Source organism: Skermanella pratensis, from assembly GCF_008843145.1.
In the GTDB taxonomy this organism is placed as follows: Bacteria; Pseudomonadota; Alphaproteobacteria; order Azospirillales; family Azospirillaceae; genus Skermanella; species Skermanella pratensis.
In genome coordinates, this window is the sequence record NZ_CP030265.1 from 4585541 (window position 1) to 4604766 (window position 19226).

The 19226-nt window shown below is 68.9% G+C and carries 18 protein-coding genes and 1 tRNA gene; 14 read left to right on the plus strand and 5 right to left on the minus strand.

From position 1 onward, the window contains the following. Nucleotides 1-56 precede the first annotated feature (56 nt). A complete protein-coding gene (locus DPR14_RS21080) occupies nt 57-3521 on the minus strand; it encodes a GAF domain-containing protein (RefSeq protein WP_158046895.1) in 3465 nt (1154 codons plus the stop codon). A 159-nt stretch (nt 3522-3680) separates the two neighbouring features. Beyond that, the gene (locus tag DPR14_RS21085) at nt 3681-4673 is read right to left on the minus strand and encodes a TerC family protein (protein WP_158046896.1); all 993 of its coding nucleotides are present in this window, start codon (nt 4671-4673) and stop codon (nt 3681-3683) included. Between the two features lie 211 nt (nt 4674-4884). Here DPR14_RS21085 and DPR14_RS21090 point away from each other — a divergent pair, with 211 nt between their 5' ends. Then, on the plus strand, nt 4885-5643 hold the full coding sequence (locus tag DPR14_RS21090; protein WP_158046897.1) for an SDR family oxidoreductase: 759 nt from the start codon (nt 4885-4887) through the stop codon (nt 5641-5643). A gap of 45 nt (nt 5644-5688) precedes the next feature. Here the strand turns inward: DPR14_RS21090 and DPR14_RS21095 are convergent, their stop codons facing one another. After that, nucleotides 5689-6282 (minus strand): peptidoglycan-binding domain-containing protein, encoded by a 594-nt coding sequence (locus DPR14_RS21095; RefSeq protein WP_192499072.1) that lies wholly within the window; start codon nt 6280-6282, stop codon nt 5689-5691. 369 nt (nt 6283-6651) lie between these two features. On the opposite strand from DPR14_RS21095, the gene DPR14_RS21100 reads away from it, so the two are divergent. Continuing rightward, entirely contained in the window at nt 6652-7284 is a 633-nt protein-coding gene (locus DPR14_RS21100; protein ID WP_158046899.1) for a carbonic anhydrase, read from the plus strand. A 32-nt stretch (nt 7285-7316) separates the two neighbouring features. Here the strand turns inward: DPR14_RS21100 and DPR14_RS21105 are convergent, their stop codons facing one another. Further along, the gene (locus DPR14_RS21105; RefSeq protein WP_158046900.1) at nt 7317-7769 is read right to left on the minus strand and encodes an HAD family hydrolase; all 453 of its coding nucleotides are present in this window, start codon (nt 7767-7769) and stop codon (nt 7317-7319) included. Nucleotides 7770-7892: 123 nt separating this feature from the next. On the opposite strand from DPR14_RS21105, the gene DPR14_RS21110 reads away from it, so the two are divergent. Both DPR14_RS21110 and DPR14_RS21115 read left to right on the plus strand, forming a co-directional pair. Beyond that, nucleotides 7893-8507 carry a hypothetical protein gene (locus DPR14_RS21110; protein ID WP_158046901.1) on the plus strand — a complete coding sequence of 205 codons (615 nt, stop codon included), beginning with the start codon at nt 7893-7895 and terminating at the stop codon, nt 8505-8507. A gap of 94 nt (nt 8508-8601) precedes the next feature. Beyond that, complete coding sequence (locus DPR14_RS21115) at nt 8602-9846, plus strand: MFS transporter (RefSeq protein WP_158046902.1); 1245 nt, start codon at nt 8602-8604, stop codon at nt 9844-9846. A 459-nt stretch (nt 9847-10305) separates the two neighbouring features. On the opposite strand, the gene DPR14_RS21120 is transcribed toward DPR14_RS21115, so the two are convergent. Next, nucleotides 10306-10395: transfer RNA gene (locus DPR14_RS21120), tRNA-Ser, on the minus strand. Nucleotides 10396-10771: 376 nt separating this feature from the next. Between DPR14_RS21120 and rplU the strand changes: the two genes are divergently transcribed. From rplU to gpmI, 10 genes are all read left to right on the plus strand, one after another. After that, on the plus strand, nt 10772-11083 hold the full coding sequence (gene rplU, locus DPR14_RS21125) for a 50S ribosomal protein L21 (RefSeq protein ID WP_037457177.1): 312 nt from the start codon (nt 10772-10774) through the stop codon (nt 11081-11083). A 54-nt stretch (nt 11084-11137) separates the two neighbouring features. Further along, nucleotides 11138-11422, plus strand: coding sequence for a 50S ribosomal protein L27 (gene rpmA / locus DPR14_RS21130; RefSeq protein ID WP_158046903.1), 285 nt, complete (start codon nt 11138-11140; stop codon nt 11420-11422). A 156-nt stretch (nt 11423-11578) separates the two neighbouring features. Continuing rightward, entirely contained in the window at nt 11579-12739 is a 1161-nt protein-coding gene (gene obgE / locus DPR14_RS21135; protein ID WP_158046904.1) for a GTPase ObgE, read from the plus strand. Then, the gene (proB, locus tag DPR14_RS21140) at nt 12729-13910 is read left to right on the plus strand and encodes a glutamate 5-kinase (protein ID WP_158046905.1); all 1182 of its coding nucleotides are present in this window, start codon (nt 12729-12731) and stop codon (nt 13908-13910) included. The genes obgE and proB overlap by 11 nt, the downstream gene beginning before the upstream one ends. 32 nt (nt 13911-13942) lie before the next feature. Continuing rightward, complete coding sequence (locus DPR14_RS21145) at nt 13943-14593, plus strand: HAD family hydrolase (RefSeq protein WP_158046906.1); 651 nt, start codon at nt 13943-13945, stop codon at nt 14591-14593. A gap of 83 nt (nt 14594-14676) precedes the next feature. After that, nucleotides 14677-15915 (plus strand): glutamate-5-semialdehyde dehydrogenase, encoded by a 1239-nt coding sequence (locus tag DPR14_RS21150; protein ID WP_158048280.1) that lies wholly within the window; start codon nt 14677-14679, stop codon nt 15913-15915. Between the two features lie 43 nt (nt 15916-15958). Continuing rightward, entirely contained in the window at nt 15959-16603 is a 645-nt protein-coding gene (locus tag DPR14_RS21155; protein ID WP_158046907.1) for a nicotinate-nucleotide adenylyltransferase, read from the plus strand. Nucleotides 16604-16689: 86 nt separating this feature from the next. Then, on the plus strand, nt 16690-17049 hold the full coding sequence (rsfS, locus tag DPR14_RS21160) for a ribosome silencing factor (protein ID WP_158046908.1): 360 nt from the start codon (nt 16690-16692) through the stop codon (nt 17047-17049). A gap of 46 nt (nt 17050-17095) precedes the next feature. Beyond that, entirely contained in the window at nt 17096-17554 is a 459-nt protein-coding gene (gene rlmH / locus DPR14_RS21165; protein ID WP_158046909.1) for a 23S rRNA (pseudouridine(1915)-N(3))-methyltransferase RlmH, read from the plus strand. Nucleotides 17555-17647: 93 nt separating this feature from the next. Then, nucleotides 17648-19222: a 2,3-bisphosphoglycerate-independent phosphoglycerate mutase gene (gene gpmI, locus DPR14_RS21170; protein ID WP_158046910.1), complete on the plus strand. Its 1575-nt coding sequence runs from the start codon at nt 17648-17650 to the stop codon at nt 19220-19222. The last annotated feature ends 4 nt before the right edge of the window (nt 19223-19226 follow it).

Consider the following 19226-nt stretch of genomic DNA (forward strand, 5'->3'; position numbering starts at 1 on the left):
CCGGGGCCGACCTGCGCCGCACCGACCTCGGCCGTGAATGCCAACGGCTGCGGGTGTCAACCCGCGGCGGCTTCCAGCATGGTCCTGATCTTCGCCAGCAGGGTTCGGGCGTTGAAGGGCTTGCCCAGAACCTGAGTGCGCGGGCCGAGGACGCCCTCGTCCAGCGCGGCGTCGTGGGCGTAGCCGGTCAGGAACAGGACGGGCAGGTCCGGCCGGCGCCGGCGGGCGATCTCGGCCACCTGCCGGCCGTTCATGCCGGGAAGCCCGACATCGGTCGCCAGCAGGTCGATCTTCTCGTCCGTCTCTAGGACGCTCAAAGCCGCCTGGGGCTCGTGCGCCTCGATCACCCGGTAGCCCCGCCTTTCCAGCGACTGGACCAGCAGCATTCGGACGAGGCCCTCGTCCTCCAGGACGAGGATCGTCTCGCCGTCCCTGGCGGGCTTCGGTTCCGGCAGGGCGGGCGCGGCTGCCGTCTCGGCCCGTGCGGCGCCGCGGTGGCGCGGCAGGTAGAGCTTGACCGTGGTGCCCCTGCCCTCCTCGGAATAGAGGGCGGCATGGCCACCGGACTGGCGGGCGAAGCCGTAGAGCTGGCTGAGCCCCAGCCCGGTGCCCTGGCCGATCGCCTTGGTCGTGAAGAACGGCTCGAAGGCCCGGTCCAGCACGTCGCGCGGCATGCCGGTGCCCGTGTCGGTCACCGACAGGCAGACATACTCCCCGGGCTCAAGGCCGAACTCCGTCGCGATATAGCTGCCGTCCAGGTTGGCGTTCACCGTCTCGATGACCAGCCGGCCGCCGCCGGGCATGGCGTCGCGGGCGTTGATCGCCAGGTTCAGCAGGACGCTCTCCACCTGGTTGGCGTCCGCCCAGGTACGCCACAGCCCGCCGGCCATCACGGCCTCGACCTGGACCGCCTCGCCGACCGAGCGCTGGATCAGCTCCTGCATGTCGCCGACCAGCGCGTTGATGTCCAGGCTGACGGGTGTGAGGGGTTGGCGTCGGGCGAAGGCGAGCAGCCGCTGGGTCAGCGTCGCCCCCCTGTCGCCGGCCTGCATCGCGAAGCGGACGTGGCGCAGCAGGTCCGCGCGGTCCGAAAGCTTGTCCTGCAGCATGTCCAGGTTGCCGAGGATCACCTGGAGCAGGTTGTTGAAGTCGTGCGCGACGCCGCCGGTCAGCTGGCCCACGGCCTCCATCTTCTGGGACTGGCGGAGCGCCTCCTCGGCGGAGCGCAGGGCGTCCACGGCGTCGCGCTCCGCCGTCATGTCGCGGCCGACCGCGTGGATGCGGCTCTCGTCCGGCACCGCCGTCCACGAGATCAGGCGGTAGGAGCCGTCCTTGTGCCGGTAGCGGTTCTCGAACCGAAGCGTCACCAGCCCCTTCGCGAGGCGGCCGGCCTCCCCCTCGGTCCGGGCGCGGTCGTCGGGATGGACCAGGTCGAGGAACGACAGGCTCAACAGTTCAGCTTCGGTCCAGCCCAGCAGGGTCGTCCAGGCCGGGTTGACCGCGGCGACCCGCCCGTCGAAGCCTGCGACCAGCATGATGTCGGTCGACAGGCGCCACATGCGGTCGCGGTCGCGGGTCCGCTCGGCGACCTGCTGTTCGAGGGTGCGGTTCAGCAGGCGCAGCGACGCCTCCGACCGGGCGCGCTCGGCCGCGGACCAGGTGCGGTCGGCGACGTCGCGGATCAGGGCCAGCTCCTCGCCCGTCCAGGCGCGCGGCGTCCGGTCATGGATATAGAGCACCGCCGAAAGCCGCCCGTCCTCCATCAACGGAACGTTGACCATCGCCGCGACGTCGATCGCGTGCAGCGCCTCGGCATGGCCGGCGGTCCGGGGATCGGCCGCGATGTCCGGCATGACCAGCAGCTCGCCCCGGTGCAGATGGTCGATGAAACTGCCGTAACGGCGGAATTCGTGGGTGCCGGCGATGCTCGCGACGCGGCCGTCGGACCAGTCCCGCTCGATCCGGACCTTGAGCCCGCTCGGGTCGACCCTGCCGTATCCGGCACGGGACACGCCGAGGGCCTTGCCCAGGATTTCCGCCGCCGCCTGGGCGATGGCGGCTGTATCGTTGAGGTCGCGCAGGCGGTCGCCCAGCTCGACCAGGCAGGCGGCGCGCTCGCGGGCGCGGACCAGGTCCGTGACGTCGTTGCCGTCGATGAAGATGCCGGCGACCGTGCCGTCGGCGCGGGTGATCGGCTGCAGGACGAAGTCGATGAAACGCTCCTCCCTGCGGGCATCGGCCTTCCGGTCGTCGGGGTCCCGCAGGAACAGAACGCGGACCGCCCGCCCGACATAGGGCTCGCCGCCGGCGTAGACCTGGTCGAGCAGACGCACGATGCCCTGCTCCTCCAGTTCCGGGATGGCCTGGCGGACCGGCTTGCCGATGATCTCGCGATCGCCGATCAGGCGGCGGTAGGAGGCGTTCGCCAGCTCGTAGACGTGGCCCGGCTCGCGCAGCACGGCCATGAAGCTGGGCGCCTGCTCGAACAGGCGGCGCAGGCGCCCGCTCTCCTCCGCCCTCTGGCGGTTCAGCGCGCCGACCGCCCGCGCCCGCCCGATCGCTTCCCAGGTCCGCTCGACCACGCCGACCGCCAGTTCGGCGTCCGCCTCGGTCCAGGATCGGGGAGCCGGCTCGTGCAGGTAGAGGATGGCGGCGAGGCGCCCGGCCTTGATCAGCGGGACGGCCAGCAGCGCCCGCGTGCCGATGCCGCCGGACGCCGCGGTACCCGCCGTCCGCGGGTCGGCGGCGAGGTCGTCGATCCGGAGCGTCCGCCCGGCCCGGAGATGATCGGCCACCTCCCTCCCCAGGATGCCGAGCGGGAACGAACGCCCCGCCAGGCTCGGCATCCGGCCGTCGGTCCAGTCGCTCTCCACCGTGAAGCCCAGCCCGTCCCGGTCGATCTCGGCGTAACCCGCGCGCGACGCCTTGAAGTGCCGGCCGAGCATCTCCGCCACCACGGTCGCGATGTCGCCGGAGGTGTCGAGCGTGCGCAGCCGTTCGGCGAGGTCGAGTTGGAGGGTCAGGCGCCGTTTCGCCATGACCTCGCGCGTCGTCTCCATGCAGGCGCACAGGAAACCCGCGACCTCGCCCGCCTCGTCGCGCAGCGGCGAGAAGGAGAAGGTGAACCAGGCATCCTCCAGGACGCCGTTGCGGGTCATGGAGAGGTGGAAATCCTCGAACCAGATCGCCTCGCCCGCCAGGGCGCGCTCGGTAAGATGGCGCAGGTCGTCCCAGATCTCGGCCCACAGGCGCGATAAGGGCTGGCCCGGCTCGGCGGGGTGCTTGGCGCCGAGCAACGGGATGTAGCTGTCGTTATGGAAGAAGCGGAGATCCGGCCCCCACGCCACATACATCGGGTGGCGGGAGTTCAGCATGATGCCGACCGCGGTGCGCAGCGCCGCCGGCCAGTCCCGCGGCGCCCCCAGGGGCGAGGAAGCCCAACCGTGGGCACGCATCCGCGCGCCCATCTCGCCGCCGCCCGACAGGAAACGCGGCTGTTCCTCCCCTGCCGTGCCCCTCATTCAGCGTTCGGGCCGGTGATGGCCCCGGAGTCCCGGAGAGGATCGGATCGGGTCGCGAGAAAAAAGGTCATGGTCACACGCATGGTCTGGGCGAATGCGACCATAGGCCCATGCCCTCTCCCGACACAACCGATCAAGAGGGGAGAACCGGCGATGCCGTCAGGACGGGCGCGCCGCCTCCGCCTGCTCCCGGTATTCCTCGACGTCGTGCTCGACCTTGGCGAGTTCCTCCGGGACGGGCTCGTTCCGGGTCTTGACCAGGGACAGGATGACGGAGCCGCCGATCAGGGTCGCGGTGACGCCGAGCGCCAGCGCCGTCGGGATCTTCCAGATGTCGATCAGCATCATCTTGGTCCCGATGAACACCAGCACGAGCGACAGCCCGTATTTCAGATAGCTGAACCGGTGGATGATGCCGGCCAGCGCGAAATAGAGAGACCGCAGGCCGAGGATCGCGAAGACATTGGAGGTGTAGACGATGAACGGGTCTTTGGTCACCGCGAAGATCGCCGGAACGCTGTCGAGCGCGAACATCAGGTCGGTCGCCTCGATCATCACCAGCACGAGCAGCATCGGCGTCGCCAGCAGAAGCCCGTTGCGCCGCACGAAGAAGGCGGTGCCCTCGTAGTTGTCGGTCATGCGGACGCGGGAGCGGACGAAGCGCAGGATGCGGTTGTCGTCGAGGTTCTTCTCCTCGTCCGACGAGAACAGCATCTTGAAGCCGGTGAACAGCAGGAACGCGCCGAACAGGTAGATCGTCCAGTGGAACTGGTGGATCAGCGCGGTGCCGGCGAAGATCAGGGCCGCGCGCATGACCAGCGCGCCCAGGATGCCCCAGAACAGCACGCGGTGCTGGTATTGCGGCGGCACGGCGAAGTGTCCGAAGATCATCGCCATGACGAAGATGTTGTCGACCGACAGGCTCCATTCGATCAGGTAGCCGGTGGTGAACTCCAGCCCCTTGTCCATCCCCATGAACCAGTAGATGCCGCCGTTGAAGGCGAAGGCGAGGGAGATGTAGCAGGAGCTTGCGATCAGCGCCTCGCGGACGGTGATCTGATGGGGGCGGCGGTTGAAGACGCCCAAATCGAGCGCGAGCAGTACGAGGATGAAGGCGTTGAAGCCTATCCAAATAAAGGGTGATGTTTCCATCGGCCCCTCCAGATGCGGTCACACCCGTCGGCGCAAAAGCAGAGGGAGGGATCCGACATCATAGGTGGCGACCCACCTACCAGAGGGGCCCGGATCCGGTTTGGCCGACTCCCTAGCTCCCGCTGCTGCTGCTGTCAAGGTTGCCATCCCTGCCGCGGCATGCTTGATGAAGGGGCATCATGAAGCCCGAAGCACGAGGGGGGGAAAGAACATGGCTTCCACGGAAAAGATCGCGCTGGTCACCGGCGCAGGGACGGGAATCGGCAGGTCCGTGGCCCTGGCCCTGCTGGAGGCGGGGTATTCCGTCGTCCTGGCCGGCCGCCGCCAGGAACCGCTGGAGGAGACCGCGGCGCAAGGCGCCGGGTTCGGCCGGCGCACGCTGGTGGTTCCGACCGACATCGGCGACCCGGCGTCTGTCGACGGGCTTTTCGCGAAGACGAAGGAGGCGTTCGGCCGGCTCGACCTGCTGTTCAACAATGCCGGCAGCGGCGCCCCGGCGATCCCGCTGGAGGAACTGACCTTCGACCAGTGGAAGTGGGTGGTGGACGTGAACCTGACCGGCGCGTTCCTGTGCACCCAGGGCGCCTTCCGGCTGATGAAGGACCAGGAGCCCCGCGGCGGCAGGATCATCAACAACGGCTCGATCTCCGCCACGGCGCCCCGGCCCAACTCGGCGCCCTATACCGCGACCAAGCACGCGATCACCGGCCTGACCAAGTCCACCTCGCTGGACGGCCGGAAATACGACATCGCCTGCGGCCAGATCGATATCGGCAACGCCGCGACCGACATGACCGAGCGGATGAAGGAAGGCGTGCAGCAGGCCGACGGCTCGTTCGCGCCGGAGCCGCGGATGGACCCGCGGCACGTCGCGAACGCCGTGGTTCACATGGCCGGCCTGCCGCTGGAGGCCAACGTGCTGTTCATGACCGTGATGGCGACCAAGATGCCGTTCGTAGGCCGGGGCTGAGGCCGGAATCGCCGTTCCGGCCGAAGTCCCGACCGTGGGCCGGGGTCAGTCGACCCCGGCCAGCACGACCTGGGAGTCCAGGCCCATGGTCGTCAGCGTGTTGGGCGTGACCGTGCCGGTCACCTGCAGGCCGCGGTCGCGCTGGAACCGCTCCAGCGCGGCCTGCGTGCTCTCGCCCCAGATGCCGTCGGTCTCGCCGGCATAGAGGCCGAGCTGCTTCAGCCGCCCCTGGATGGTGCGGACCGCGTCGGTCGAGAGCGCCTTGCCCTGGACCTCCGCCGGAAGCGCCGCCGTGCCGGACCCGGCGTCGAGCCCGAGCAGGTCGTTCGGCTGGACGCCCATGGTCGCGAGCGTCGCCTGGTTCAGGCCGTTGGTGACCTGGAGCCCGCGGCTTCGCTGGAAGCTCTCCAGCGCCTCCTGGCTGTCGCGGCCCCAGATGCCGTCCACGGCGCCCGTATAGGCCCCCAGTTCCTTCAGGCGGCGCTGGACTTCCTTCTGCGCCTGGGGCGACAGCGGCTGGGTGTAGCTGAGCGGCAATGAGCCGCCGGACGAGGTTTGGGCGACGGTGACGGCGGAAAAAGCGACGGATGAAAAGAGTACACCCGTGAGCAGCAGTCCGATCCTTGCGTAGTGCTTCATCTCCAGCGTCCCCTGTTGCCGAGTTGTTTGCGTTGCGGCATCTCTTGGCCGCAACGTTTCATCCTCTACAACAGCGATCTGCGGAATTACTCCCGCTCGGGCGTGACGGCCCTGTGAAACCATATGCACCCGAAGGACGCTCGAAGCCGGGGAAGCCTGCGGCCGCCGGCAATGCATCGGAACGCCCGCCTTTGCGACAACGGAGCGCGGATCTGCGCAGAGAATAAGCTTGCCAGAAACATAGGAGACGAGGCATTTCCTGCTCGCCGAAACTGGCGCGCGGCTTGCTTCCTGTTCGACCCTGTCGTGTCGCGGGCATTCGGCGGGCGCGTCGGGATCACTGCTTGAACTTTCGTGGAGAGAGCCACCATGTCTTCCATCGATCGGCTTATCGCCGGGTTCAGGGCGTTCCGTGTTTCGAACTTCGAACACCGCCCCGAACTGTTCGAGCAGCTTGTCAGCCGCGGGCAGTCGCCCGAGGTTCTGATGATCGCCTGCTCGGATTCGCGGGTCGATCCGGCCCTGATGCTCAATGCGCAGCCTGGCGAGCTGTTCGTGGTGCGCAACGTCGCCAACCTCGTCCCGCCCTACGAGCCCGACGACCGGCATCACGGCACCAGCGCCGCGCTGGAATTCGCCGTCCGCGACCTGAAGGTCTCGCATATCGTGGTGCTGGGCCATTCCCGCTGCGGCGGCATGGCGGCGCTCCGCAATTCGGCGCTCGGCGAGCGGTCCGACCGCGAGTTCATCGCCCCCTGGGTCTCGATCGCGCAGGAGGCCTGCCACTGCGCCGACTCCGCGACCCTGGCCGGCCCGGACGGCGCCCGGCTGGTCGAGCAGGCGGCCCTCAAGGTCTCGCTGGCCAACCTGTTGACCTTCCCTTGGGTGCGCGACCGCGTCGAGACCGGCGAGCTTCAGCTCCATGGCTGGTGGTTCGACCTGGAAAAGGGCGAGCTGTGGGCCGTCACCGACGGCGCGGAGCCGCCGGTCCCCATCGCGTGAACGCGGCCGGCCGGTTCTTCAATCCAGCCGTTTCAGAAACCCAGCCGCTTCAGGTCGGCGATCGAGCTGGCGGCGCCGGTGTGAAGGATGAAGACGCCGCCCGCCGCCTCCCAGGGAGCCCGCGTGCCGGCCCGGTCGTCCACCAGCACATGGTCCGGGCCGGCGAAGCGCGCCTTGTCGCGCGTCATGCAGGTGATGACCGGAACGTCGGCGCCCAGCATGGCCGCGACCCAGCGGCGCTTCTGATCCGGCGCCCAGTCTCCCATGGGCAGGCCGGTCAGGATGGTCGGCCCGTGGGGCTTGCAGAACTCCCACAGCACCTGGGCGTCGTGCATCATCTCCAGGGTTCCGTAGAAGTCCGGCGCCTTGGCGAGCGCCTGCCACATGCGCTTGAGCGGCAGCTGGTCGGGGCGCCTGCCGGTCACGGCCTCGACCCCGCGGTCGAAATCGGCCAGCACGCCGTCGAGATCCAGGAACAGCTTCATGTCGGTCGTACTCGGGCTTGCGGGGGTGGTCCGGAGCGCCGGGGAAGCGTCCCGCGTGATCAGGAACATAGGCGGCCGGACGCCGTCACGCTATCCTCGGGCGGAGACACCCGGGAGGACGTCATGCCGATCCGCACCAATGCCGCCGCGATAGCCTTAGCTTCCATCCTCGCCGCCCTCGCCGCCGGAGGAGGAGCGGTGGCCCAGACCGCGCCGACGACCGCGCCGCCGATCGACCATGGCGCCCATCATGCGGGCCACCACGCGTCCATGACCGCCCCTGCGGCCGGTGCGGTCCCGACGATGCCGGGCCAGGACGCCTTCGGCGCGATCCAGGAGATCGTCCGGATCCTGGATGCCGATCCGGCCACCGACTGGTCCAAGGTGGACATCGAGGCCTTGCGCCGGCACCTCGTCGACATGAACGAGGTCACGCTGAACGCGACGGTCCTGGCGACGCCGGTGGAGGGCGGGGCGCGCTACGAGGTTTCCGGCGAAGGGCGCACCCTGGAGGCGATCCGCCGGATGGTCACCGCCCACGCCCGGGAGATCGACGGCATGGACGGGTGGTCGGTCCGGGCGGAACCGGCGACGACCGGCGTCGTGCTGACCGCGACCGCCGCCGACTCCGGGCAGGCCGCGAGGATCCGCGGCCTCGGCTTCAACGGCATCATGGCCCGGGGCGGCCACCACCAGGCGCACCACCTCGCGATGGCCCGGGGAGGGTTCGGGCACTGAGCGGTTCATCCGCGTTTTCCACCTCGCCCCGTGCATGGCAGGCCGCGCATATCCGCCGGTTGACAGGGTTTCGACCCGGGCGCAGAGATTTGGGATGGTCCAGCGATCCCCCCTCCTCACGCCCGTCCTCCTCTCCGGCTGCCTGGTGGTGCTGGTGGGCTTCGCCATCCGCGCCTCCTTCGGCGTCTTCCAGCTTCCCATCGCGATGGAGTTCAACTGGCCGCGCGCGGAGTTCTCCCTCGCCATCGCGATCCAGAACCTCGCCTGGGGCTTCGGCCAGCCGCTCTTCGGGGCGTTGGCCGAGAAGATCGGCGACCGCAAGGCGATCATCCTCGGTGCCTTGGCCTACGCGCTGGGCCTCGTGCTTTCGGCGGGCGCCACCATGCCGATCCAGCACCACCTCTACGAGGTGCTGGTAGGGCTGGGCATCGCAGGCACCGGGTTCGGCGTGGTGCTGGCCGTCGTCGGCCGGGCCTCGTCGGACGAGAACCGCTCCATGTCGCTCGCCGTCGTGACCGCCGCCGGGTCCGCCGGACAGGTGCTGGGACCGCCGCTGGCCGAGGGCCTGCTGGCGCTGATGCCGTGGCAGGGCGTGTTCCTGGTCTTCGCGGGGCTGATCCTGGCGGTGCTGCTGGTGCTGCCCTGGATGCGCTCGCCCGCCCCCGTCTCCAGGGCGGAGCTTCAGCAGAACATGGGAACGGTAGTGCTCGGAGCGCTGCGCGACCCGAGCTTCGCGCTGATCTTCCTGGGGTTCTTCTCCTGCGGCTACCAGCTCGCCTTCGTCACGGCCCATTTCCCGGCCTTCGTGGCGGAGGTCTGCGGGCCGATCATGCTCGGAAGCGTGCTGCACTCGATGGGGATCACGACGACAGGCGCCCTGGGCGCCGTCGCGATCTCGATAATCGGGCTCGGCAACATCGCGGGCACGCTGGCGGCCGGCTGGGCCGGGAAGCGCTTCACCAAGAAATACCTGCTGGCCGGAATCTACACGGGCCGCACAGTGATCTCGGCCTGGTTCATCCTGACGCCGATGACGCCGACCACGGTGCTCGTGTTCTCGGCCCTGATGGGCAGCCTGTGGCTGGCCACGGTGCCCCTCACGTCGGGCCTTGTCGCCCATCTCTACGGTCTGCGCTACATGGGCACGCTCTACGGCATCGTGTTCCTGAGCCACCAGCTGGGAAGCTTCATGGGCGTCTGGCTCGGCGGCCGGCTCTACGACGCCTATGGCAGCTACGACGCCGTGTGGTGGATCGGCGTCGGCATCGGCGCCTTCAGCGCGCTAGTCCACCTGCCGATCCGCGAGTCCGCGCGGCCCCTGGCGGCGGTCCCGGCGTAGGGAGGCACGGACGAGCTTGACCGGGCGGGTGATGCGCGTGGGGAGCTGGAGGGTCGAAGGGTGTCGGAACACGGGGTTATACACGACACGAGGCGATCCGGTGCTTGGCGTAGCCCGGAAGGCCTCGATTTCGCCACTCAGGAATGGGTTGCTTGACTCATCGGCCCGCGCCTGATCGCACCGATCGGGGATTCCTCTGACCGAAGCTGGAGCACGTTAACCTTGCACCAGAAGGCATTGTCATTTCAGGATGACTCAACGCAAGCGGTCTCCGGCAAACTCGGTGCGGTTCAGTACCGACCTACGGCAGTCAACAGGTCCAGAGAAAACGGCGGGAGAGAGAACGCCGGCCGCGTAGACGGAAAATCGGTCAGTCAACAAGTCATCGCGCTGTACCGCGCAGTTACTGAGGATTTCAGAGGCGAATCCGGGACTGGAGAATGTTCGTCCCGTAGAATATGGCGGACGGGGTGGGATTCGAACCCACGGTACCCTTGCAGGTACGCCGCATTTCGAGTGCGGTGCCTTCAACCACTCGACCACCCGTCCGACGCAGCAGCTTCAACCACCGCACGGCGGCGAAGCGGCGCGGAAACTAGCGTATGGAGCCGGCCTCCGCAAGACCATCTTTGCTCTCGCGGAGCAATATCAGGCGAGGCTTTCAGGAGCACGCCCCCAGGTCCGGCAAGCCCATCCAGGCGTAGCCGATCCCTTGATCGCCGCACCGTCCTGCGATCGAGCGCCGCACGGCCGATGGAAACATACTCTATCTTTCTTGAGTCCATCCGGAGGATCCGGAATCCGCAATCCCCCTGTTGACTCTCCGCCGCCGGTGAGTATAGTCGCCGCTCCTTACCAGCGGGCTCAAATCTCGGACGAGGTTTGTCGTGCCCGTAGTTTGTATTCAGATACGGCAGTGGCAAACATGTTCGCAGTGATCCGCACCGGCGGCAAGCAGTACAAAGTCGCCAACGGCGACGTGATCAAGGTCGAGAAACTGGCCGGCGAGGCTGGCGCTTCCATCAACTTCGACGAAGTCCTGATGGTCAGCGATGCCGGCAGCACGACGGTCGGCACCCCCCTGGTCGCAGGGGCTGCGGTCACCGCCGAAGTCATCGCCCAGGATCGCGGTCCGAAGATCATCGTCTTCAAGAAGAAGCGTCGCCAGAACTACCGGCGCAAGAACGGGCACCGTCAGGACCTGACCGTGCTGCGCATCACCGGGATCAGCGCGTAACCCGCGCTCGACACCCCCGATCGGTACGATCCTGGCCCATAGGAGTTCAGAGCAATGGCACATAAAAAGGCAGGCGGTAGCTCCCGCAACGGTCGCGACAGCGCCGGCCGGCGTCTCGGCGTCAAGAAGTATGGCGGGGAGAGCGTTCTCGCCGGCAACATCATCGTGCGCCAGCGCGGCACCCAGTTCCATCCCGGCGCCAATGTCGGCGTCGGCAAGGACCACACCCTGTTCGCCCTGGTCGAGGGGCAGGTCAGCTTCCGCAAGTCGATCGCCGGCCGGACCTTCGTCTCGGTGAACGGGAACAAGGCCGAGGAAGCGCCGGCGGCGGCCGAATAACGGCGCCCCAGCATCCTGCAGTCCGGGTCTGGATAATCGGGGGGTCGGTTCAGCCGTCCCCCCGATTTCCGTTTGCGCCTCCCCTACCCTCGCCGGCCCGTGCTCCCCACCTCCCGCAGATGACGTTTTCTGCTGACATTTGTTGACATCCGAGCCATGAAATTCCTCGATCAAGCCAAGGTGTTCCTGAAGAGCGGTGACGGCGGGCCCGGCATCGTCGCCTTCCGGCGCGAGAAGTTCATCGAGTTCGGCGGGCCGGACGGCGGCGACGGCGGCAAGGGCGGCGACGTGATCATCGAGGCGGTCGAAGGCCTCAACACGCTGATCGACTACCGCTACCAGCAGCATTTCAAGGCGCCGCGCGGCGGCCACGGCATGGGCCGCGACCGGTCGGGCGGCAAGGGCGAGGACATCGTGCTGCGCGTCCCCGTCGGGACCCAGGTGCTCGACGACGACCAGGAAACCGTCCTGGCCGACATGGTCGAGGTCGGGCAGCGCGTCGTGCTGCTGCGCGGCGGCGACGGCGGTTTCGGCAACGCCCACTACAAGTCCTCGACCAACCGCGCGCCGCGCCAGAGCCACCCCGGCTGGCCGGGCGAGGAACGCTGGGTCTGGCTTCGGCTGAAGCTGATCGCCGACGCCGGCCTGGTCGGGCTGCCCAATGCCGGCAAATCGACCTTCCTGGCCGCCTCGTCGCGCGCCAGGCCCAAGATCGCCGACTATCCCTTCACCACGCTCCAGCCCAACCTCGGCGTCGTCTATGTCGGCGAGGAGGAGTTCGTGCTGGCCGACATCCCCGGACTGATCGAGGGCGCCCACGAGGGCTCCGGCCTGGGCGACCGCTTCCTCGGCCATGTGGAGCGCACCCGCGTGCTGCTCCACCTGATCGACGGCACCCAGGAGGACGTGGCCGAGGCCTATTCGGTGATCCGCGGCGAGCTGGAGGCCTACGGCCACGGTCTCGCCGAGAAGCAGGAGATCATCGGCCTCAACAAGTGCGACAGCCTGTACGACGAGGAGATCGCGGAGAAGAAGGCGATCCTCGAAGAGGTCGCCGGCGCTCCGGTCATGGTGCTGTCCGGCGCCACCGGCACCGGCGTGCAGCCCGTCCTGTTCGAACTGCTCCGCCGGATCAAGGACGCGCGCGAGGAGGAGGCCGAGGAGGCCGCCCCCGGACGGCGCCACCCGGTCCCGGTCCACCACGGCGAACGCACCCTGGCGGAACCCGGCCGGGAGCCGGACGGGAAAGACCCCCGAGACCTCGAAGACGAAGACCTCGACGACGACCTGGACGACGAAGACGATCATGCCGACTGACCTGGCCGCCGCCGCCGCCGCCGAAGAGACCTCCGCCAGCCGCGCACCCACCCTGCGCGACGCGCGGCGGCTGATCGTCAAGATCGGCTCGGCCCTGCTGGTGGACGAGACCACGGGCAAGGTCCGGCGCGACTGGCTGGACGCCATGGCCGACGATGTCGCGGCGTGCAGGGCGCGCGGCCAGGAAGTCATCATCGTCTCGTCCGGCGCCATCGCCGTCGGGCGCGAGCATCTGGGCCTGATCGGCCGGCCCCTGCGGCTGGAGGAGAAGCAGGCAGCCGCGGCGACCGGGCAGATCCGGCTGGCCCACGCCTACCAGGAGACGCTGGCCCGCCACGAGGTGACCGTCGCCCAGATCCTGCTGACCCTGGACGACACCGAGGAGCGGCGGCGCCACCTCAACGCCCGCAGCACCATCGACACGCTGCTGAAGCTGGGCGCCGTCCCGGTGATCAACGAGAACGACACGGTCGCCACGTCGGAGATCCGGTTCGGCGACAACGACCGGCTGGCCGCCCGCGTCGCCCAGATGGTCAGCGCCGACACGCTGGTGCTGCTGTCCGACATCGACGGCCTCTACACCGCCGACCCGCGCCGCGACCCCACGGCCACCCTGATCCCCGAGGTCCGGGAACTGACGCCCGAGATCGAGGGCATGGCCGGCGAGCCGCCGCCCGGCTACAGCTCCGGCGGGATGGTCACCAAGATCGCCGCCGCCCGGATCGCGCTGGCGGCGGGCTGCCGCATGGTGATCGCCAAGGGCAAGCGGATGAACGCGCTGTCGGCCCTCGACGCGCCCGCCGCCCAGGGCGGCGCGCCCTGCACCTGGTTCCTGCCTGGCGCCGAACCCAGGACCGCGCGCAAGCGCTGGATCGCCGGGCATCTCAATGCCCGCGGCACGCTGGTGGTGGATGCCGGCGCGGCTGCGGCGCTGGCCCGCGGCAGCAGCCTGCTGCCGGCCGGCGTGGTCTCGGTCGACGGCGACTTCCAGCGCGGCGACGCCGTGGTGGTCCGGGCCGCGGACGGGCGCGAACTGGCGCGCGGCCTGACCGCCTACGCGGCCGACGACGCCCGGCTGATCATGGGCCACCACAGCCAGGACACCGCCGACATCCTGGGCTACCAGGGACGCACCGAGATGATCCACCGCGACGACCTGGTCCTTTCCTGACACGCACTCCGCCCGAAAATCCGGAACCTCCGATGATAAGAGCCGTCCTCTGGGACATCGACGGCACGTTGCTGGACAGCGAGCCCCATCACTTCAAGTCCTTCGTCGCGGTCTGCGAAAGCCACGGCCAGACCCTGGCGAAGGCCGACTACGACCGCCTGCTGGGCCGCTCAATGGCGGAGGTCTACGCCATGCTGAACGCCGTCCAGCCGCTGCCGCTCGACCTGCCGGAGTTCGCCGCCGCCTGCTCCGACTACTACGTCACCCATGTGGCCGACGTGCCGCCGCGCGCCGGCGCGCTGGAAAAGGTCGCCGCCTTGGCGGGCGGGGGCATCGTCCAGGCCTGCGTGTCGAACAGCGCCCGCCGCGTGGTCGAGGCGAACATGGGCGTCATCGCCATGCCCGAGGCGCTGGGCTTCGCCCTGTCGCGCGACGACGTGACACGCGGCAAGCCCGACCCGGAGCCGTACCTGCGCGCCGCCGAACGGCTGGGGGTGCCGCCAGACGCCTGCGTCGCGGTGGAGGACAGCCCGATCGGCGCCCGCGCCGCCAAGGCGGCGGGCATGGTCACCATCGCCTGGCCGCAGCATCGGACGCTGGAATTCGACCCGGTGGACCGGATCGTCGGGCAACTGGACGAGATCGACTGGACAGCCCTTCTCCGGGACCGGAAAATCACCTAAAGTCCCGCCCCCACGGAAACCAAGACCGGGAGTAAGCCGCCGTGACCGCCGTCAAGCACACCGTCGATCCCTTGCAGGGGGAAATGCAGCAGTTGGGGCGCGCCGCGCGCGCCGCGGCGGCGGTGCTTGCCCTGGCCCCGACCGAGCGGAAGGACGCGGCGCTGCGCGCGGCGGCCGCCGCGATCCGGGAGCGGTCCCCCGCGATTTTGGATGCCAATGCCCGCGACGTCGCCAACGCTGAGGCGCGCGGCATGGCGTCCTCCCTGATCGACCGGCTGAAGCTGGACGGGGCGCGGGTGGAGGGCATCGCCAAGGGCCTGGAGGGCGTGGCCGCCCTGCCCGACCCGATCGGCACCGTCATGGCGGAGTGGGACCGGCCCAACGGGCTGAGGATCGCCCGCGTCCGCGTTCCGCTGGGCGTCATCGGCATCGTCTACGAGAGCCGCCCCAACGTCACCGCCGACGCCGGCGGGCTGTGCCTGAAGTCGGGCAACGCCTGCATCCTGCGCGGCGGCTCCGACAGCTTCGAATCCTCGCGGGCCGTCACCGCCTGCATGCGGGAGGGCCTGCGCGCCGCCGGCCTGCCCGAGGCCGCGGTCCAGCTGGTGCCGACCACCGACCGCGCCGCCGTCGGCATCATGCTGACCATGGTGGACGACATCGACGTGATCATCCCGCGCGGCGGCAAGTCGCTGATCCAGCGGGTCGCGGCGGAAAGCCGGATCCCCGTGATCAAGCATCTCGACGGCATCTGCCACGTCTACGTGGATGCCGCCGCCGACCCGGAGAAGGCGCGCGACATCGTTCTGAACGCCAAGATGCGCCGCACTTCCGTCTGCGGTGCCGCCGAGACGCTGCTGGTCGACCGTTCCGTCTCCGAAACCGTCCTGCCCGCCATCCTGGACGGCCTGATCGCGGCCGGCTGCGAAGTGCGCGGCGACGAGGCGACCCGGAGGATCGACGGCCGCGCGGTCCCGGCCACGGCCGCCGACTGGGACACGGAGTACCTGGACGCGATAATCTCGGTCCGGGTGGTGGACGGCGTCGACGCCGCGATCGAGCACGTCAACCGCCACGGCTCGCACCATACCGACAGCATCGTGACCGAGGACGCCGCGGCGGCCGAGAAGTTCCTCAGCCAGGTGGACAGCGGCATCGTGCTGCTGAACGCCTCGACCCAGTTCGCCGACGGCGGGGAGTTCGGCATGGGGGCGGAGATCGGCATTTCCACCGGCAAGCTCCACGCCCGCGGCCCGGTCGGCGCCGAGCAGCTGACCAGCTACAAGTACCAGGTCCGCGGCACCGGGCAGATCCGCCCATGAACAGGAACGTGACCGGAATTCCGGCCGGGAGCCCGGACCCGGCGTGACGAGGGTGACTCCCTACGGCGGCCGGACCTGGGCCGGCCGGCGGGTCGGCCTGCTCGGCGGGTCGTTCAACCCGGCCCACGAAGGGCACCGCCACATCAGCCTGCTGGCGCTCAAGCTGCTCGACCTGGATTATGTCTGGTGGCTGGTCAGCCCGCAGAACCCGCTGAAATCGACCCGCGACATGGCGTCGCTAGAAGAGCGGCTGGCCGGCGGCCGGCTGGTCGCCCGGCACCCGCGGATCGTCGTCACCGACGTGGAGTGCGCGCTGGAAACCCGCTTCACGGCGGAGACCCTGGCCGGGCTGCACCGGTACTTCCCGCGGACCCGCTTCGTCTGGCTGATGGGTGCCGATAACCTGACCCAGATCCCGCACTGGCAGAACTGGACGCGAATCTTTAACCGGACACCCGTTGCAGTCTTCAGCCGTCCTCCATATTCTTTAAGTGCGTTGCACGGCCAGGCCGCGCAACGTTACAGGTGTCGCCGGGTCGGCCAGGCCCGGGCCCGGGGGCTCGCGGGAATGCAGCCGCCGGCCTGGGTGTTTTTCCAGAACCCGTTGCATCCGGCATCGGCGACGGAAATCCGGAAGCGTCGCGCGCAAGCCGCGGCGGCCGCTTCCGGCGGTCAACCGGTTCAATAGAGGTGAAAGCCATAGCTACGTTCATGCAACAGACCCCTGAGAACGGGTCGAATTCACAACAGCTCCCCCATGTGGAACTCTCCCATATGGACCTGCCCAGGCAGCTCAGCGAGCTGGTCGTCAAGTCGCTGGACGACGACAAGGCCGAGGACATCGTCGTGATCGACCTCGCCGGCAAAACCACCATCGCGGACTACATGGTCGTGGCATCGGGCCGCTCGACGCGGCAGGTCGGCGCCATGGCCGAGCATCTGCGCGAGAAGCTGAAGGTTGCCGGGGCCGCGGCCGTCGAGATCGAGGGCCTGCCGCAGGCGGACTGGGTCCTGATCGATGCCGGCGACGTCATCGTCCACCTGTTCCGGCCCGAGGTCCGCAGCTTCTACAATATCGAGAAGATGTGGGGCATCGAGCCGCCGGCGGCGCGGCAGGACATGCTTTACGCCTGACCGGCCGGCCTGACGCGGTACGATCCGGCACTTGGAAGGTAGGTCCATGAAGATCTGGCTCGCCGCCGTCGGGCGGGCGCGGGCCGGGGCGGCGCGCGACCTGTACGAGGAGTACGCCCGGCGGATGACCTGGCCGCTCGTCCTCAAGGAGGTCGAGTCGAAGAAGCGCGTGCCGCCGGACGAACTGAAACGCCTGGAAGCCGACCTGCTGCTGTCGGCCGTCCCCAATGCTGCCATGATCGTGGCGCTCGATGAGCGTGGCACGGCCCTGCCGAGCGAGCGCTTCGCCGAACGGCTCGGAGGCTGGCGGGACACGGGGGTCGGCGACGTGGCCTTCCTGATCGGCGGCGCGGACGGCCACGGAGAGGCGGTGGCGAAGCGGGCGGACCTGATGCTGGCGCTGGGTCCCATGACCTGGCCCCACCTGATGGTGCGCGCCATGCTGGCGGAGCAATTGTACAGGGCACAACAGATTCTGGCGGGACACCCTTATCATCGTGCATAAACTGTCTGTTGGATCCGGCCTGTTTGATACGGACTGTTTCAATCGGCTGCCGAAACGGATCCTTTACCAAACTGGGATAGTGCTATGTCCGCCATGACCGATACCAAACGCCCCCGCCCCGTCGTCCTCTGCGTTCTCGATGGCTGGGGCTATCGCGAGGATCCGGCGGACAACGCCGTGGCGCAGGCCCATACTCCCGTGTTCGACCGGCTTTGGCAGTCCTGTCCCCGCGCGTTCCTGCACGCGTCGGAGGAGGATGTCGGCCTTCCCAGGGGCCAGATCGGCAACTCCGAGGTCGGCCACATGAATCTCGGCGCCGGCCGGGTCGTGTTCCAGGACCTGCCGATGATCGACAGGGCGATCGCCGAAGGCGAGCTGGAGCATAACCCCGCGCTGAACGGCCTGATCGACGCGCTGAAGGGCTCGGGCGGCTCCTGCCACCTGATGGGCCTGCTGTCCCCCGGCGGCGTGCACAGCCACCAATCCCATTTCACCGCCCTGTGCAAGGCGCTCGGCGCCGCCGGCGTGCCGGTCGTGGTCCACGGCTTCCTGGACGGCCGCGACGTGCCGCCGCGCAGCGCCCGCGAGCAGGTGGGCGAGTTCCTGAAGTCGATCGAGGGCGTGCCCGGCATCGCCTTCGGCACGATCGACGGGCGCTACTACGCCATGGACCGCGACAAGCGCTGGGAGCGCGTGGAACGGGCCTACAACGCGATGGTCGCGGCCCAGGGCCTGGAAGCGCCGGACCCGCTGGCCGCGATCGACGCCGCCTACGCGGCGGACACGGGCGACGAGTTCGTCCTGCCCACGGTGATCGACGGCTATACCGGCATGAAGGACGGCGACGGCCTCCTGATGGCCAATTTCCGCGCCGACCGCGCGCGGGAGATCCTGGCCGCCCTGCTCGACCCCGCCTTCAAGGGCTTCGACCGGCGCAACCCGATCCGCTTCGCCGCCGCCGCCGGCATGGTCGAGTATTCGGCCGAGCTGAACGAGTACCTGAGCGCGATCTTCCCGCCGAAGGAACTGACCAACGTGCTGGGCAAGGTCGTGTCCGACGCCGGGCTGACCCAGCTTCGCATGGCCGAGACCGAGAAGTACCCGCACGTGACCTTCTTCTTCAACGGCGGGGAGGAAAAGGTCTATCCGGGCGAGGAGCGCATCATGGTGCCCTCCCCCAAGGTCGCGACCTACGACCTGCAACCCGAGATGTCGGCGCCGGAACTGGCGGACAAGGCGGTCGAGGCGGTGGGTTCCGGCAAGTTCGACATGCTGGTGATCAACTTCGCCAACCCCGACATGGTCGGCCACTCCGGAATCCTGGAAGCCGCGATCAAGGCGGTCGAGGCGGTGGACACGTGCCTGGGGCGCCTGGTCGACGCCATCGCCGCGCAGGGCGGAACCCTGCTGGTCACCGCCGACCACGGCAACTGCGAGATGATGCGCGACCCGGTCAACGGCGGCCCGCACACCGCCCATACCCTCAACCTGGTGCCGCTGATGCTGGTCAACGGACCGGCCGGCGCGGTGGGCCTGGCCGATGGCAAGCTGGCCGACATAGCGCCGACCATGCTCGACCTGATGAAGCTGCCGCAGCCCGCCGAGATGACCGGCCGGTCGCTGATCCGCCGCGCGGCGGGCCGCGCCTCAAGCGGCGCGGCGGAGTAGCCGC